This window comes from Pseudoduganella sp. jia 12 (assembly GCF_055502675.1).
On sequence record NZ_JBUXKP010000015.1, the window covers coordinates 21,132 to 36,837 of the forward strand.

The 15,706-nt window shown below is 65.1% G+C and carries 14 protein-coding genes; 5 read left to right on the forward strand and 9 right to left on the reverse strand.

Features of this window, described 5'->3' with window-relative positions:
- Positions 1–98 precede the first annotated feature (98 nt).
- Genes ACY65G_RS26810 through ACY65G_RS26835 form a run of 6 tightly spaced genes read right to left on the reverse strand, consistent with a single transcriptional unit; the run spans position 99 to position 7,230 of the window.
- Positions 99–2,918 (reverse strand): ATP-binding protein, encoded by a 2,820-nt coding sequence (locus ACY65G_RS26810; RefSeq protein WP_465000335.1) that lies wholly within the window; start codon positions 2,916–2,918, stop codon positions 99–101.
- A gap of 7 nt (positions 2,919–2,925) precedes the next feature.
- Entirely contained in the window at positions 2,926–3,579 is a 654-nt protein-coding gene (locus tag ACY65G_RS26815) for a hypothetical protein (RefSeq protein WP_465000336.1), read from the reverse strand.
- A 1-nt stretch (position 3,580) separates the two neighbouring features.
- A complete protein-coding gene (locus tag ACY65G_RS26820; RefSeq protein ID WP_465000337.1) occupies positions 3,581–4,681 on the reverse strand; it encodes an AAA family ATPase in 1,101 nt (366 codons plus the stop codon).
- Positions 4,682–4,691: 10 nt separating this feature from the next.
- Positions 4,692–5,588 carry a ribosome small subunit-dependent GTPase A gene (gene rsgA, locus ACY65G_RS26825; protein WP_465000338.1) on the reverse strand — a complete coding sequence of 299 codons (897 nt, stop codon included), beginning with the start codon at positions 5,586–5,588 and terminating at the stop codon, positions 4,692–4,694.
- Positions 5,585–5,929, reverse strand: a complete 345-nt coding sequence (locus ACY65G_RS26830) for a 4a-hydroxytetrahydrobiopterin dehydratase (RefSeq protein WP_465000339.1) — start codon at positions 5,927–5,929, stop codon at positions 5,585–5,587. The genes rsgA and ACY65G_RS26830 overlap by 4 nt, the downstream gene beginning before the upstream one ends.
- A complete protein-coding gene (locus ACY65G_RS26835; protein WP_465000340.1) occupies positions 5,926–7,230 on the reverse strand; it encodes a M48 family metallopeptidase in 1,305 nt (434 codons plus the stop codon). The genes ACY65G_RS26830 and ACY65G_RS26835 overlap by 4 nt, the downstream gene beginning before the upstream one ends.
- A gap of 47 nt (positions 7,231–7,277) precedes the next feature.
- Here ACY65G_RS26835 and orn point away from each other — a divergent pair, with 47 nt between their 5' ends.
- Complete coding sequence (gene orn, locus ACY65G_RS26840) at positions 7,278–7,874, forward strand: oligoribonuclease (RefSeq protein ID WP_465000341.1); 597 nt, start codon at positions 7,278–7,280, stop codon at positions 7,872–7,874.
- An 84-nt stretch (positions 7,875–7,958) separates the two neighbouring features.
- On the opposite strand, the gene ACY65G_RS26845 is transcribed toward orn, so the two are convergent.
- A complete protein-coding gene (locus ACY65G_RS26845) occupies positions 7,959–8,651 on the reverse strand; it encodes a UPF0149 family protein (protein WP_465000342.1) in 693 nt (230 codons plus the stop codon).
- Between the two features lie 93 nt (positions 8,652–8,744).
- Here ACY65G_RS26845 and ACY65G_RS26850 point away from each other — a divergent pair, with 93 nt between their 5' ends.
- Complete coding sequence (locus ACY65G_RS26850) at positions 8,745–9,734, forward strand: serine/threonine protein kinase (RefSeq protein ID WP_465000343.1); 990 nt, start codon at positions 8,745–8,747, stop codon at positions 9,732–9,734.
- A gap of 110 nt (positions 9,735–9,844) precedes the next feature.
- Entirely contained in the window at positions 9,845–12,037 is a 2,193-nt protein-coding gene (locus ACY65G_RS26855; RefSeq protein WP_465000344.1) for a coiled-coil domain-containing protein, read from the forward strand.
- Positions 12,038–12,245: 208 nt separating this feature from the next.
- Here the strand turns inward: ACY65G_RS26855 and ACY65G_RS26860 are convergent, their stop codons facing one another.
- Both ACY65G_RS26860 and ACY65G_RS26865 read right to left on the reverse strand, forming a co-directional pair.
- Positions 12,246–12,620 carry a hypothetical protein gene (locus ACY65G_RS26860; RefSeq protein WP_465000345.1) on the reverse strand — a complete coding sequence of 125 codons (375 nt, stop codon included), beginning with the start codon at positions 12,618–12,620 and terminating at the stop codon, positions 12,246–12,248.
- A gap of 48 nt (positions 12,621–12,668) precedes the next feature.
- Positions 12,669–13,709, reverse strand: coding sequence for a DUF475 domain-containing protein (locus tag ACY65G_RS26865; protein ID WP_465000346.1), 1,041 nt, complete (start codon positions 13,707–13,709; stop codon positions 12,669–12,671).
- Between the two features lie 131 nt (positions 13,710–13,840).
- Between ACY65G_RS26865 and ACY65G_RS26870 the strand changes: the two genes are divergently transcribed.
- Together ACY65G_RS26870 and ACY65G_RS26875 are read left to right on the forward strand one after the other, a co-directional pair.
- Complete coding sequence (locus ACY65G_RS26870; RefSeq protein ID WP_465000347.1) at positions 13,841–14,263, forward strand: divergent PAP2 family protein; 423 nt, start codon at positions 13,841–13,843, stop codon at positions 14,261–14,263.
- 290 nt (positions 14,264–14,553) lie between these two features.
- Positions 14,554–15,699: an efflux RND transporter periplasmic adaptor subunit gene (locus ACY65G_RS26875; protein ID WP_465000348.1), complete on the forward strand. Its 1,146-nt coding sequence runs from the start codon at positions 14,554–14,556 to the stop codon at positions 15,697–15,699.
- Positions 15,700–15,706: the final 7 nt, after the last annotated feature.

The following is a 15,706-nucleotide window of genomic DNA, read 5'->3' on the forward strand; positions in this document are numbered from 1 at the left end:
TTGGGCGGCGCGGTGAGGCTGCACACTTGAATCGGCTCGCCGGATGGCCGGGCCTTCGCGGCAAGTTGGCAAATCATTATAAGGGGTTTTACCTGTGACTAATAGATCGGCGGCCGATCATCCGGAGCGGGAGCGGGTGCGACCAGCGGCAGTTCAACCGTAAACGTCGTGCCGGCGGCGCTGCTGGCCACCGCGATCTGCCCGCCCAGCAGGCCGGTCACGATGTTGTAGCTGATCGACAGGCCGAGGCCGCTGCCGCCACGGCCCAGCTTTGTCGTGAAAAACGGATCGAAGATGCGCGACAGGTGTTCGGGCGCGATGCCGGCACCGTCGTCGGCGAACACGATGGTGACCCTGCCGGCCGGGCCGGGGGCGGCTGTCAGGCGCATGGCACCGCCGGTGCGGTCGTCGAACGCGTGCAGCAGCGCATTGTTGATGAAGTTCGTGATCACCTGGCCGAACGGGCCGGGGTAGCTGTCCAGCTCGATTCCTTCCGGCACCGTGCAGCCGATGCGGTGGCTCGAGGCACGGACGCGGTTCATCATCGTGGCCACGATCTCGTGCGTCACCTGGTGCAGGTGGAAACGGCGGCGCTGCTCGGTGGTGCGGTCCACGGCGACCTGCTTGAAGCTGGCGACGAGGTCCGCTGCACTGTGCAGGCCGCGCATCACCAGTTCGGCCGCCTTGCGCGCATCGCCGATGTAGGCGGCCAGTTCGGAACGGCGCAGCCCCGGCCCGTTCAGCGCGTTCTCCAGCTCGACGGTCTTCTGTTCCAGCGTGCTGGCGATCAGCAGGCTGTTGCCGATCGGCGTGTTCAGCTCGTGCGCCACGCCGGCCATCAGCGCGCCCAGTGCCGCCAGCTTTTCCTGCGCCGCCAGCTGCGACTGTGCTTCCTGCAACTGGCGGTACGCCTGCGCGTTGTCGAGCGCGATGGCGCCATAGGCGCACAGCGTGCGGAAGATCAGGCGTTCCCGTTCGCCATATGCGGCGCGCTGGCGCGCCTGCACGCTCATCGCGCCCAGCACGCGCTCGCCCAGCAGCAGCGGCGCGAACAGCGCGCTGGCGCACTGCGCGCACCCATCCACGGCCGGGGCATGCTGGGCCAGGTCGTCCACGGCGATCTCACGGCGTTCGCGCACGCAGCGCAGGCTCCACGCGGCAGGGTCCCCGGGCGCAATGGTGAACGGCGCCAGCGGTTCGCCCGCCTCGGTGCCGAACGCCAGCGCCAGCGCGGCGCCATCGGGCGCCTGCAGCATGATCGTGAACGCATAGGCGGGCAGCAGCGCATGCACATGGCGATCGAGCACATCGTAGACACCGGCGGCGTCGAGATGCATCGTGATCTCCTGGCCGATCGCGGACAGCCGCTGCAGGATCGCGCTGGTTTGCTGCTGCAGCTCGGCGCGTCCCGCCTCGGACATCGCCAGCGCGCGGTGGTGCCGTTCCTCGGCACGTGCTTTCTCGGTCTGGCGGTGCAGCTGCATGGCGATCGCGCGGCGCGTGGCGTCCTGCGTGTGTGTTTTCTCGCGCGCAGCGCCGGCGGCGCGCGCCGTCATGTAGGCTTCGCAGTAGTCGCCCACGCGCGCGTACTGTTCGGCCAGCGCGTCGTACAGGTCGCCGGGCACGATGTAGCCTTCGATCGTGGCGGCCACCTGCAGCGCCTGGCGCAGGTAGTGCAGCGCGGGGCTGGCTTCCACCATGCCTGCGGGGCCGGGCAGGGCGTGGCGGTTGTGGATCAGCGCCAGCACGCGCAGCCCGGCCACGTGGTTATAGACATTGTGGTGGCCGGCGGCCAGGTCGATCGCTTCCTGTGCCAGCGCCAGTGCTTCGGCGGGCCGGTCGAGGAAGCACAGCGCGTGGGCGCAGCCGCGCCGTGCCACCATCCGGAAATCGGCCTGGTCCAGCGCATCGGCCCGCGCCGACAATTGCTCGAACGCCGCCAGCGCGCCACCGTAGTCGCGCTGCGCCAGGCACAGGTCGCCCGTGTACTGCAGGGCGATCGCATACAGCCGGCTGTTCGCATAGGGTTGCAGCAGGTCGAGCGCTTCGCGCAGCAGTTCGCCGGCGGCATCGAGCCGGCCCAGGCGCCGCAGCGTATCGCCGGTGTGCAGCAGGGCCGCCGCGGTGCTGCGCGGCCAGCCTTTCGGCCGCGCCGTGTCCAGCGCGCGCTGCATCCATTCGAGCGCCGCGTGGTGGTCGTTCAGGTTGGAGAATTTTTCGCCGATGTTGGTGGCGGCGATGATCGCGGTGCGCACCTGTCCCGTCGCCAGCGCGGTTTCATGCGTGCGCAGGTAATGGCGGGCGGCGGCGCCGAAATCGCTCGACTGGCTGGCGGCCATGCCGAGATAGTCGTTGACCCAGCATTCCAGGGCCGGCGTGCGCTCCCTGTCGGTGGCGAAATGCCCTCCCCAGCGGTCGCGCGCCATCTCGAGATCGCGCAGCACGGCCCAGCGGGCGCTGGCCGCTTCGGCGATCGCGGCGCGGTCGGTATCGCCTGCCGCCTGTGCCGCGGCGGCGCAGCGTTCCAGCTCGCGGTCACGGCACACATGGTCGCCCCGGTCGACGGCGATCCAGGCACACAGCCAGTGCGCATCGGCGCAGCCGGCCATGTCGCCGATGGTACGGAACGCTTCGCACGCGCCCTGGGCCATGGCCTGTGCCCGGTCGAGTTCACCCTCTAGCCAGCGCACTTCGGCGCGCAGCAGTTGCAGGCGGGCGGCCACGCCTGCGCGCATGACAGGATCGGCATCCGGCAGCAGGGCCTCCGTCTCGTCCGCCAGCACTCCCGCGCGCCCGGTGTCGCGCTGGCGCAGGTGCCAGGCCAGCGGCACCAGCACCGGCAGGCGCGCCGTACCGGCCAACCCGGGCAGGGCCTGCTCCCATTGCGCTATCGCGTCGTCGCTGGTGAACAGGTCCATGGTGGCCTTACTCCTGTGGTCGCTCGGACGGCAGCGATTCAATGAAGATCTTGAAGCTGGCGTTGTGATCGATGTGCATGTCCAGGTTTTTCCGCTTAAGGAAAGGCTTGCTGACCTTCTCGTAGAGGCGGCTTTCCTTTTTCAGTTCGATGTTTTGCTTCGCCAGCGCGTCGGTGAGATGCTTCGCGCAATTTTTGATGCGTGTTCGTTTCGCTGGTGCGTTTTCATACGAAGGGATCAGCCAGCACTCGACCGAATGAACCGCGATCGCAAACACAATCCTTGTCGAGTACTTCTCATAAACAGCTGCGCCGATCCTGGCGACGATGACGTCCCTGACTGCGGCGATGATATCGGCTTCCGGCCGATCCTTCCCGCCGATGGTGAGAGGTACACCAAAGTTCGGATGTTCCGCCACGTCCGTATCGACCTGAATGATTGCGTAGTCGTTGGTCAGGAAGATCTGCTCGAAATGCGGCAAGCCACAGTATTCGAAGACCTTTTCCCAGCCTGCGAAATTTCCCTGGCGGTGCACATCCGTTTCATCGCGCACGGGCTGAGCTTCGACAATGTCGGGCTCCTCGTCGTAGAAGCCGTAAAGGATCGAGGAGATCACTTCCTGGTCGGTGATGCCTTCCGTGACCAGGGCGAAACTGGCCATGTCAGAATCCCTTGGGCAGGCCGCCCAGCAGTCCCCGCAAGAACAGTTCGGACAGGCGGTACGCGGCGCCATCCGAAGCCGGCTTCTGAATGCGTTTCAGCTTGGTGGCGCCATCGCGGCCACGCGACACGACGAAGAGCCGCTGTTCGTCGTCATCGAGGTTCAACCCGTCCAGCACTGCCGGGTTATGGGTGGTGACGATGACCTGCTTTTCGTTGGCCTTGGACAGCCGCACCAGTTCCGTGGTGAGTTTCTGGCACAGTTTCGGGTTCAGCGACGCGTCGATATTGTCGATGGCGAAGAACTGCGGCGTCAGCTTGCTGGTGAACAGGGCGAAGTAGAACAGCAGGAACAGAAAGCCTTCGTTGGCGCTCTTTTGGTCGAGGTCGAAGGGCAAGTCTTCCAGATACCTGTCGCGGATGATCAGGCGTTCGTCTGTGATTTCCGTGGACGGCGCAAAGTCTTCGAACCAGCCGAGCATTTTCAGTGCTTCACGGATTTCACTCAGGACTGTGCTGCCTTCCATTGCCGCATGGACGTGGATGAGCTTCAAGAGCCCTTCGCCATTGATGCCCAGCGGTTCAATCTGGCCTTCGCGGTTGAAAGTGCGCAGGGCCGAGTTCTCTGGAGAGTAGATCAGGAAATCGTTGAGTGGCCGGACGACGGAAGCAAGTCGCAAAAGTGCCAGTTGCAGCCCCGCATGAAAATCCACTCGCATCCGATCGTGCGGCGGTTCAAGGTGGGCTTCCTCGATATTCGTTGCAACTGCCACAAGCCACTTGGAATATGGTTGATTGTCGTTCTTGAGAAGGAATTCAACCCACTCGTCGCTCTGATGCGCGACCGAGATCGATATCGGTTCGGCAAAGGTCGCATTGGTGAATGCTGCGCGCATCAACTCCGATCTGGTCACTCGAATACCACGGGAGGCAAGGAATTCGTTATCCAGCTTGTTGCTCGCCGCCGCACTGGCGAGCGCGATCGCCTCCAGGATATTGCTCTTGCCCGCACCGTTCTCGCCGATGAACACATTGAAGCGCCCAAGCTCGATCGGCAGTTTCGTGATCGACTTGTAGTTCCCGATTTCGATACGTCGCAGCATGGCTCGCCAATCAGTAAAGGGTTTGCGCCGACTCGTGCAGCAACTGCCCGTACAGCTCGTGCCGCAACTTCGCGATCTTGCCGGTCCGTACCGCATCGAGCACGGCGCATTGCGGTTCCTGCAGGTGCCGGCAGTTGTAGTACTTGCAGCCGCCCAGGTAAGGCTGGAAATCGCGGAACGCCCGTTCCAGCATGCCTTCGGACAGGTGGTACAGGCCGAACTCCTGGAATCCGGGCGAATCGATCACCGTGGCGCGGCTGTCCAGGTGGTACAGGCGCGTGAACGTGGTGGTGTGCTTGCCGGTGTCGAGCGCCGCGGAGATTTCGCGGGTGGCGATGTCGGCGTCGGGAATCAGGAGGTTGATCAGCGACGACTTGCCCATGCCGGACTGGCCGATCAGGATCGTCGACTGTTCGGCCATCAGCGGGGCCAGTGCGTCGACGGTTTCCTGCGGCCGGCCCTTGGCCGACACTTCGTGCACCGGGTAGCCCATTGCCGTGTACATCTCGAGCCGCCGGCGCGTGTGCGCGAGGTTCTCGGTAACGTCCACCTTGTTCAGGATCAGCCGCGCGGCGATGCCGGCGGCCTCGGAGGCGACCAGCGCGCGCGACACCAGGTCGTCGGTGTAGCCGGGTTCCGTGGCGACCACGATGAACAGCTGCGTCACGTTCGCCGCCAGCAGCTTCGACTTGTACTGGTCGGAACGGTACAGCAGCGTCTTGCGCTCCTGGATCCGGTCGATGACGGCCTGGTCGGGAGATGTCAGCGTGAGGTCGACGATGTCGCCGACCGCCACGTTGGTTTTCTTGCCGCGCGTGACGCATTGCAGCCGGGTGCCGTCCGCTTCGGCCAGGTAGTGGCGGCCGTGGGCCGCGATGATGAGGCCAGTGCGCTGTTCCTTCTTCATGGGCGGCCCGCCACCCTTACCAGCACGTCCGCCTTGGCGGCACAAATGAAATCGTTCAGGGACAATCCTTTCACCGAGTGCGTTTCGAAACGCACCACGCAGTTCTTGTAACCCACCACCAGTTCCGGGTGATGGTCTTCGCAGTGTGCGATATAGGCGATGGCGTTCACGAATGCCATCGTCTGGTAATAGTCGGCGAACGCATAGGCCCGCGCCAGCCGGCCGCCATCGATCGCCCAGCCGTCCAGCAGCGCCAGCAGGCGTGCCGCTTCGGCCGCATCCAGCGGCTCGGTGGCGTGCGCGCAGCGCAGCGCGCGCAATTGATCCGCGGTCGTGATCATGCGTGTGCCGTCCCTGCATGTGGATTCGCATGCCCGTCCAGGTACCGGTTCAGGTGCTCGATGCGGATCGATGCCGGCGGGTGCGAATCGTAGAAAGCCGAATGCAGCGGATCGGGCGTCAGCGTGGACGCGTTATCCTCGTACATCTTGACCAGCGCGGACACGAGGTCGCGCGCATCGGTGTGCCGCGCCGCGAAAGCGTCGGCCTCGAACTCGTGCTTGCGCGAGCTGAGCGAGGCCAGTGGCCCCAGCAGGAACGTGAACACGGGCAGTGCCAGCATGAACAGGATCAGCGCCAGCGCATCGTTGCCCTGGCCGGGGGCGATCAGCGGCGACACGCCCAGGCCCGTGTAGAACCACACCTGGTTCTTCAGCCAGCCGAGCAGCGCCAGGAATGCCAGCGACAGCGCGAACATCAGGCCGATGCGCTTGACGATGTGCCGGAGCTTGAAGTGCCCCAGTTCGTGCGCCAGCACCGCCTCGATTTCCTGCGGCGCCAGGCGGGCCAGCAGCGTATCGAAGAACACGATGCGCTTGGCCGCGCCGAAACCCGAGAAATACGCATTGCCGTGCGCACTGCGCTTGCTGCCGTCCATCACGAACAGGCCCTTGGACGCGAAGCCGACGCGCCCCATCAGGCCTTCGATGCGCGCTTTCAGGGTTTCATCGGCCAGCGGCGTGAACTTGTTGAACAATGGCGCGATCACGGTGGGGAACAGCACCATCATCAGCAGCTGGAAGCCGCTCCACACGAACCACGCATACAGCCACCACAGTTCGCCGGCGCTGGCCATGAGCGTGAGCACGATCCATGCGAGCGGCAGGCCGAGCACCACGGCCAGCCCGAGGCCCTTGACCATGTCGGCAACGAACAGGCCGGGCGTCATCTTGTTGAAACCGAAGCGCTGTTCCAGGCGGAACTGGCGGTACCAGTCGATGGGCACGTCGATCAGCCCGGAGATCGCGGCAAACGCCACCAGCAGGCCGAGCTGGTAAGCCATGCCGCCGCCGGTCAGGCCGAACACCGCCACCGACAGCCATTGCAGGCCACCGAGCAGCGTGAAGCCCACCAGCACCGCGGCCTCGATGAACATGGTCACGATGCCGAACTTGGTGCGCGCGAGCGTGTAGTCGGCCGCCTTCTGGTGCGCCGCCAGCGGAATTTTCTCGGAAAATCCGGCGGGCACCGCGCTGCGATTGGCGAGCACGTGCCGCAGCTGGCGCGACGCCAGCCAGAAGCGCACGGCCAGCGTGAGCGTCAAAAACGCCACAAACAATAGTGAAAACGCGTGTGAAGACATTCGGTGCCTGTGAGAAAATGGCGGTTTAGTTAGGCCAAGAGAGAATTATGTCACAAGCGAACGATACTTCCGTCACCACACCTGTCGCCACGCCGCAGCAGCGCCCCAATGAAATGAACCTGGTGTGGGTCGACATGGAAATGACGGGCCTGGAACCCGATACGGATCGCATCATCGAGGTGGCGATCGTGGTCACCGACATGCACCTGAACGTGCTGGCCGAAGGCCCCGTGCTGGCGATTCACCAGTCCGATGCCACGCTCGACGCGATGGATTCCTGGAACAAGGGCACGCATGGCCGCTCGGGCCTGATCGACCGTGTGAAGGCGTCCACGATCACGGAAGAACAGGCCGAAGCGGAACTGATCGCGTTCATGAAGCAGTGGGTGCCGGCCGGCAAGGCGCCGATGTGCGGCAACACGATCGGCCAGGACCGCCGCTTCATGGTGCGCTACATGCCCAAGCTGGAAGCGTTCTTCCACTACCGGAACATCGACGTGTCCACGCTGAAGGAACTGTGCCGGCGCTGGAAGCCGGAAGTGGTGTCCGGCTTCAAGAAGGCCCAGAAGCATACCGCGCTGGCCGACATCCTCGAATCGATCGAGGAACTGAAGTACTACCGCGAGCACTTCATTAAGCTGTGATGCGCAATCTGTGATGCGCAAGCGGTGATGCGCCAGCCGTAAAGCAGCAAGGGGCCGGCCGCGATGCAGTCCGGCCCGGGCGGCTTACTGCGCTTCCGCGCCGCAGCACTTCTTGTACTTCTTGCCGCTGCCGCAAGGGCAATCGTCATTGCGACCCACTTTCGGTTCCTCGCGCTTGACGGTGGTGACCGGTGCCTTGCGGCGCGGGATCCAGAACTTGTGGATCGCCGGCAGGTTCGCCTCGATCTCCAGCGCCAGCTTGTGCGCCTTGACCGGATCTTCCACTTCCGGCAGTTCCTCTTCCTCGATCTCGTCGGCGCCCAGCAGGTAGATCGGGCGCATCAGGGCGCCGATCTCGGAATCCCAGATCTCGTCCCACGAACCGGGGCGCAGCTCCATGCCTTCCCAGAAGCCCCAGCACCAGGCTTCGGCGTTCATCAGCGGCTTGCCATCTTCCTCGTATTCGACGAACAGCGGCTCGAATTCCTTCGGCGCCACCTCGAACGTGATCGTCACTTCGTTATAGAAGCGCATGATCAGGTTGAAGATGCGGTCCGCTTCCTTTTCGTTCTTGTATTTCGGCGCCTGCTGGCCGTCGTCGCCCCAGATGCGCGGGATCCACTCGGCCGGCATGATGGTTTCCGGGCCGATCGCGATGGCGGTCATGTAGCCGTGCAGGTGGTCGAGCGTCATCGCATCCTCGGGCGTGCGCTCGCCCAGCAGGAACTGGTCCAGGTCGTCGAGTTCTTTTTCGGAGAGGGGCTGGTCGAGTTGCATGGATGTGCTTTCTTCTAAGGTAATCCGATAGTATACGCGCGTTGTGGGCGGGTCGCCATGCCGCGGCGAGCGCCGCCGCCTTACAATGGCGGCATGACGACTCCATCTACTCATCCATTCTCCGCGCTGGGCCCGGACTGCGTGCTCGACGCGCTGGCGGCCGTCGGCCTGTTCGGCGACGGGCGCCTGCTGGCGCTGAACAGCTACGAAAACCGCGTCTACCAGGTGGGCATCGAGGATGGCAAGCCGGTCGTCGTCAAATTCTACCGGCCGGCGCGCTGGAGCGACGCCGCCATCCTCGAGGAACACGCCTTCCTGGCCGAGCTGCACGCGCGGGAAATCCCCGTCGTGCCGCCGCTGGCGCTCGACGGGCGCACGCTGCATGCCTTCAACGGGTTCCGCTTTGCCGTATTCGCGCGGCACGGCGGCAGGGCGCCCGAACTGTCCGACCCCGCGGTGCTCGAATGGACGGGCCGCTTCATCGGCCGCATCCATGCCGTGGGCGCCACGCGGCCGTTCGCCGAGCGGCCCGCGCTCGACATCGACACGTTCGGCATCGCCTCGCGCGACTACCTGCTGGCCAACGGCTTCCTGCCGCCGGAACTCGTCGACGCCTACCGCAGCGTGGCCAACCAGGCGCTGGACGGCATCCACCGCTGCTACGAGCGCGCCGGCGATGTGGCGCTGCTGCGCCTGCACGGCGACTGCCACGGCGGCAACGTGCTGTGGACGGATGCCGGCCCGCATTTCGTCGATTTCGACGATGCCCGCATGGGCCCGGCCGTGCAGGACCTGTGGATGATGCTGTCGGGCGAGCGCCACGAGATGGTGCGGCAACTGTCCGATATCCTGGCCGGCTACGAGGATTTCGCCGAATTCGATGCGCGCCAGCTGTACATGGTGGAAGCGCTGCGCACGCTGCGGCTGATGCACTACGCCGCCTGGCTGGCGCGGCGATGGGACGACCCGGCATTCCCCGCCGCGTTCCCCTGGTTCAATACACAACGCTACTGGCAGGACCGCATCCTGGAATTGCGCGAGCAGGTGGCGCTGATGGATGAGCCGCCGCTGTGGCCGGTTTGATACAACCCTCGAACAGGCACTGAAAACCCGCTTTGATCGACCGCTGGCCGCGCGCGAACGGCCGGGATAATGGCAGCTCGGAAATCCCGCAACCCTCGAGCGAGACTGTCATGCAAGCACAACTGGTCCAACCCCTGCACATCGCCTATTCCGCCGACGAGGAAGACCACGATTTGGCCGAACCGGCCGAACCGGCAGGTGGCGAAGGCACGCCGAACCGTGCCGAAGCGGAAATGCGCGCCATCCAGCAGGCGATCGCGCGCGTGGAAGCCGAAGCCAAGGCCGCCTGCGCCGCCGAGAGCCGCGCGCATGCCGAATCGCGCGCCCGGTCACTGGCCGAGGACCGCGCCGCGATGGATACCGCCGCGGCCGCCGTCGCGCTGCAGAATGCCCAGGCCGCCGAAGATGTGATCGCCGCCAACCGCGAGCGGCTGGAAAGCCTGCGTGCCGCCGCCCAGGCCAGCGTGGCCAAGCTGGAAGCCGTCAAGCAGGAAACGGCCGAGCTGCGCGCCCGGGTGGAAGCCGACAACCAGATCCGCCAGGCCGCCGAGACGCGTGCCCGCGCCGAGGAGGAAAGCCGCCGGCGCGCCGCCGAGCAGATGGAAGCGGAGGCACACCTGGCCGAACAGGCGGAGCTCGCCGCCGAGGACCTGAAGAAGCAGACGAACGAAGCGCGCCTGCAGGCCGCTGAACGCGTGGCCGCCGTGCAGGCCGCGAAGGAAGAAGTGATCGGCATCGCCACCGCCGATGCGCGCATGGCCACACTGGCCCGCGAACGCGAGCGCCAGGCGTATTCCGCGCGCCAGACCGCCCAGCAACTGGCCCAGGCCGAAGCCGAAGCACTGGAAGCGACCCGCCAGCGCGAACGCGCCGACGGGGTGGCGCTGGAATCGGCCTTTGCCCGCGCCGCTGCCGAAGTGCACGCGGCCGAAGAGGCGCGTGCGCTCGCCCACCTGGAGCAGGAGCGCGAGGCGATCGCGCTGGCCAAGGCCGAGTCGGACCGCAGCGCGGCGCTGTCGCTGCACCTGCGCCTGCAGACCGAAAAGGAAATCCGCGACGCCGCCCAGCACCGCGAACGCCTCGAGGCAATGGCGGCCACCACCGCACAAGCCCGGCGCGATGCCGACGCGCGCATCATGGCCGCCACCGAAGCGCGCATCGCCGCCGACCGCGAACTGCACGCGGTGGCGATGGGCCGTGTCGAAGCGGAACAGCAGGCCGAGTTCGAGGCGCGCGGCAAGCTCGACGCCGAGCGCCATGCCATGGAGCAGGCAAAGCTCCGCCAGCAGGCCGAACAGGCCGCCGTCGCCGCCGCCAATGCCGCCGCCGAAGAAGAACAGCGCGCTGCCCGGCTGGCCGAGGAACGGGCCGAACTGTCGCGCGCCGCTGCCGAACTGGCGCGGGCGAAGAACGATGCGGAAAGCGCCGAAGTGGCCACGCTGGCCGAGCATGCGGCGGCGCTCGATGCCGCCAACGAGCTGGCGCGCGAAAAGGCCGCTGCCGCCGAGCGCCTGCTGGCCGCCGAGCGCGCCCGCGCCGCCGCCGAAGGAGAGGCGATCGCCGCGCTGAAGCAGCGGCTCATGGAAGAGGAACGCGCCACCGCCGCCGCCGAAGCGCGCGCCGCCGCCGAACGTGAGCAGGCCGAAGCGTTCGCCCGCAACGCCGCCGCCGAAACCCGTCGCGCCGAGGTGGAACGCGCCGAAGCCGCCGCGCTGGCCATGATGGCCGAGCAGTGCGACATCGAAGTACAGCAGAAGGAAGAGTCGGCCCAAGCAGCCGCCGCCCAGGCCCGCCTCGGTGCCGAGCTGACCGAAGTGCACCGCGAGCGCACCCGCGCCGAGCAGGCCAAGGCCGCCGCCGTGCAGGCCCAGATCGACGCCGAACGCGAATTCATCGTCCGCGAGGAAGCCGCGCTGGCGCTGCTGGAACAGCAAACGGCGCAACAGCGCGCCGCCGCCATGGCCGAGGAGGAAACCGCGTCCGCCATCGAAAGCCGGATGGCATCGGAAATCGCCATCGCCTCGACGGCGCGCGAACGCGCCGACGCCGAACTGGCCGCTGCCGCCATGCTGCGTGAACGTGAAATGCTGGAATCGGCCGCCGCCGCCGCCGCGCGCGACAAGGCTGCCCATCAGAAGTCGCTGCTGGACGCGGCCCGTGCCCACGCCGACATGCAGCGCAAGGCTGCCGATACCACCGCCGCGCTGGCCGCCGCCAAACAGGCGCTGCTGGAACAGGAAACCGCCCGCTACGAAGCCGCCCAGCGCGCACTGAACGCCGTGCAGCGCAAGCTGGAGGCATAAAAAACAGGGGACAGACCCTGGTTTCCAGGCAACCTTTCCTAGAACCACGGGTCCGGCAATCCGCTATGTCCCAGTGTTGGTGCTGAAAAAAACAGGGGACGGACCCTGGTTTTAAGGAAATTTCCTGAAAACCAGGGTCCGTCCCCTATTTTGCGTCCCCTGTTTTGCTGGGTGGAAACCGGTGGCGGTACCGGCTCCCTGGCCCTGCTTACTGGATCGCCACTTTCTCGATGTAGTACTCGGTCTCGCCGAAGCAGTTGCTCGGCACACCCTTGTGCTGGGCATACGTGAGCGTCACGCGCTTGCCCATGGCGGCCGACAGCTGGGCGGCGACGGCGTCGTCGCGCACGCTGAAGTGGAATTTCTCCGGGATCGCGCCCGGCATCGAGGTCAGCAGCATTTCGCCTTCCCACGTCTTGCAGAACCAGCCCACTTTCGAGAATTTCTGCAGGAAGCCGTTGCGCTCGCCTTCCGAGTAGGAGAAGTTGAGCGTTGCCATGGCCCATATCCAGAACAGCAGGGCGGCCACCACGAGCAGGCCAAGGAGGATCAGGAAAGGATTACGTCGGGTGCGTCGAATCATGGCGGACTAGTCAGAGTTGAAATGTGGCGATCTTACTGCATGTGCAAGTTATTTCACCATCTGTTTGCGGTACTTCACCGACGAGTACAGCGACACGACGATGAAGGCCACGCCTGATAGCCCGGTGAACCATTCCGGCACATGGTACTTGACGCTGGCCAGCATGATCACCGCCAGGATGCCGATCGCGTAGTGGGCGCCATGTTCCAGGTAGATGAATTCGTCCAGCGTGCCCTTGTGCACCAGGTAGACGGTCAGCGAACGCACGTACATGGCGCCGATCGCCAGCCCCAGCATGATGATGACGACATCGCTGGTGATCGCGAACGCGCCGATCACGCCATCGAAGCTGAACGAGGCATCCAGCACTTCCAGGTACAGGAAGCCGCCGATGCTGCCGCGCTGCACCGCCTTGCCCAGTTCGCCGTTTCCTTCCCCGTCGTGCTCTTTCTCTTCCAGCAGGCCGGACAGCCAGCTGACGCCCAGGTAGATCGCAATCCCGGTGATGCCGGCATACAGCACGGCGAAGCGGTGGGTTTCCTCGACCAGTTCCACGCACAGCAGGATCGCCAGCAGCGCCAGCAGTACCGACAGGCTGCCGGTGCCGATCTTCACGGCCGCTTTCTCGATCCAGCCGAGCCAGTGCACGTCCTTTTCCTCGTCGAAGATGAAGTTCAGGAAGACCAGCAGCAGGAACGCGCCGCCGAATGCCGCCACCTCGGCATGCACGCTCATCAGGTGGCGCGAGTACTCGGCCGGTTGCGTGGTGGCCATGGTCCATACCTGGAACAGGTCGAGGCCGGTCGCAACGGAAACGATGGCCAGCGGGAACACGAGCCGCATGCCGAACACGGCGATCAGGATACCCACGGTCAGGAACAGTTTTTGCCAAAACGCGTTCCAGTCTTTCAGCACGGAGGCGTTGACCACCGCATTATCGAACGACAGCGACACTTCCATGATGCCGAGGACGCCGGTGATCCACAGGGCGGACAGCAGTCCGGCGATGCCGCGCTGGCTGTAGCCCCACCAGCCGGCCAATATCATCAATACCACCGTAACGATGATTGAAATCCTGAAATGCTTCATGCCCCATCCTTCTTTGAAATGTTTTATTGGTTTTGAAATAAGCGTCCGGCGATTTTACTTGAGCCGCTTCCTTCGGGGAGCCAGCTTCTGCGATAATGAAGAATTGCCAAAAAGGAATTCGAAAGTTACTCATGGATATTGCCTACCTCGTCACGCCGCTGCTCACCTGGATTACCGTCGGTCCCATCAAATTCCTGATCAATAGTGTTCGTGCCCGCAAGTGGGCATTCAACCTGGTGGGCAATGGCGGCTTTCCCAGTAATCACAGTGCCGTGGTATCCAGCATGGCCACGCTGATCGCGCTGCGCGAGGGGATCGGCCATCCGGCGTTCGGCGTGGCGGTCACGTTGTGCTTCATCGTGATCATCGATGCCAACAGCCTGCGCCAGCACGTCGGCCGCCAGGCGGCCGCGATCAACCGGCTGTCCGACGGGCAGCCGGCGCACAAATGGCTGCGGGAACGGATGGGCCACACGGTCGTTGAGATCTGCGGCGGCCTGGCGACCGGCATCGCGATCGGCCACCTGGTGCATGCGCTGTTCGGCCGGGGCTGATCGCAATGGAATGCCGGGAGGATGGGAGCCGGGCGCCTGCCGCATATTGTCCAGTTCGTCCGGTCGATGGGTGGTCCGAAACGTCTCTGCAGTTAGTCCCGCGGTCTGTCCCGCAGTCTGTCCGCCTATTTCAGCAGTCCAGCCACTTATTCCCGCAGTCTGGCTCCGCGTGAATTGACACTGCCTGCCGCACTGGACATACTCGACGCTCCCCTGATACAAAAAATATAACGCGGTTCAATAAGCTGTACTTCAATAAGCTCAGCAGTCCAAAACTCTCGGAGATCTTCATGTTGCGAAATACCTTGATCGCTCTCGCCGTCGCCACGAGCCTCGTCGCCTGCGGAAAACCACCCGGTGCCGATGGGGCCGCGAAAGGGGAGGAAAAGAAGACAGCCAGGCTTCTGATCGCACCGGAAGACCTGCTCACCGTGCACAGCAATGCACTGGCGTCCGGCCCCGTCATCACCGGCTCGATCCAGCCGGAACGCCGTGCCGACCTGCGCGCCGAGGTATCGGCCATCGTGCTGCAGGTATTGAAGGAAAACGGCGAGCCGGTCAAGAAGGGCGACCTGCTGGTGCGGCTAGACGACACGTCGATCCGCGACAGCCTCTCGTCCAGCGAAGAAAGCATGCGCAACGCGAAGCAGGTCGTCGACCAGGCCCAGCGCATGCTCGAACGGAACAAGACGCTGCGCGCATCGGGCATGACGTCGATGCAGGCGCTGGAAGATGCCGAGGTGCGCCTGAACACCGCGCAAAGCGAACTGGCCGCGGCAAGGGCGCGTGCCGTGGGTGCGCGCCAGCAACTGGACCGCACGCTGGTGCGCGCACCGTTCGATGGCATCGTCAGCGACCGCAAGGTGTCGAATGGCGATACCGCGCAGATCGGCAAGGAACTGATCAAGGTGATCGACCCGAACAGCATGCGCTTCGAAGGCCTGGTATCCGCCGACAAGATCGGCGTGGTCAAGGTGGGCCAGCCGGTGCTGTTCCGCGTCAACGGCTACCCCGGCCAGAATTTCCAGGGCAAGGTGCGCCGCGTGGACCCGGCTGCAAACGCTGTCACGCGCCAGGTCGAAGTGCTGGTCGACTTCGCCGGCACGGCACAGCCGCGCGTGGCCGGCCTGTATGCCGAGGGCCGCGTGGAAGCGGAAACGTCCGACGCGCTGATGCTGCCGGAGTCCGCCATGGTGCAGGCCGGCGACGACCGCTATGTGTGGCGCGTGAAGGACAACAAGCTCACCAAGGTCAGCCTGGCGATCGGCTCGCGTGACGAGCGCACCGGCCAGTGGCAGGTCACGAAGGGGCTGGCCGCCGGCGATACCGTGCTGCGCGCTCCCGGCTCTACCGTGCAGGACGGCCAGCCGGTCCAGTTGACCGCGGCGAAGAACGTCGCATCGGCCAGCGGCACCGCCGCCAACAAAGGCAACTGAGCCCAGG

Coding starts and splice junctions, on each gene's coding strand:
- ACY65G_RS26845 (WP_465000342.1), bottom strand. CDS start 8,651: ATGCAACTCGACCAGCCCCTCTCCGAAAAAGAACTCGACGACCTGGAC.
- ACY65G_RS26850 (WP_465000343.1), top strand. CDS start 8,745: ATGACGACTCCATCTACTCATCCATTCTCCGCGCTGGGCCCGGACTGC.
- ACY65G_RS26810 (WP_465000335.1), bottom strand. CDS start 2,918: ATGGACCTGTTCACCAGCGACGACGCGATAGCGCAATGGGAGCAGGCC.
- orn (WP_465000341.1), top strand. CDS start 7,278: ATGTCACAAGCGAACGATACTTCCGTCACCACACCTGTCGCCACGCCG.
- ACY65G_RS26835 (WP_465000340.1), bottom strand. CDS start 7,230: ATGTCTTCACACGCGTTTTCACTATTGTTTGTGGCGTTTTTGACGCTC.
- ACY65G_RS26860 (WP_465000345.1), bottom strand. CDS start 12,620: ATGATTCGACGCACCCGACGTAATCCTTTCCTGATCCTCCTTGGCCTG.
- ACY65G_RS26870 (WP_465000347.1), top strand. CDS start 13,841: ATGGATATTGCCTACCTCGTCACGCCGCTGCTCACCTGGATTACCGTC.
- ACY65G_RS26820 (WP_465000337.1), bottom strand. CDS start 4,681: ATGCTGCGACGTATCGAAATCGGGAACTACAAGTCGATCACGAAACTG.
- ACY65G_RS26875 (WP_465000348.1), top strand. CDS start 14,554: ATGTTGCGAAATACCTTGATCGCTCTCGCCGTCGCCACGAGCCTCGTC.
- ACY65G_RS26855 (WP_465000344.1), top strand. CDS start 9,845: ATGCAAGCACAACTGGTCCAACCCCTGCACATCGCCTATTCCGCCGAC.
- ACY65G_RS26865 (WP_465000346.1), bottom strand. CDS start 13,709: ATGAAGCATTTCAGGATTTCAATCATCGTTACGGTGGTATTGATGATA.
- ACY65G_RS26830 (WP_465000339.1), bottom strand. CDS start 5,929: ATGATCACGACCGCGGATCAATTGCGCGCGCTGCGCTGCGCGCACGCC.
- rsgA (WP_465000338.1), bottom strand. CDS start 5,588: ATGAAGAAGGAACAGCGCACTGGCCTCATCATCGCGGCCCACGGCCGC.
- ACY65G_RS26815 (WP_465000336.1), bottom strand. CDS start 3,579: ATGGCCAGTTTCGCCCTGGTCACGGAAGGCATCACCGACCAGGAAGTG.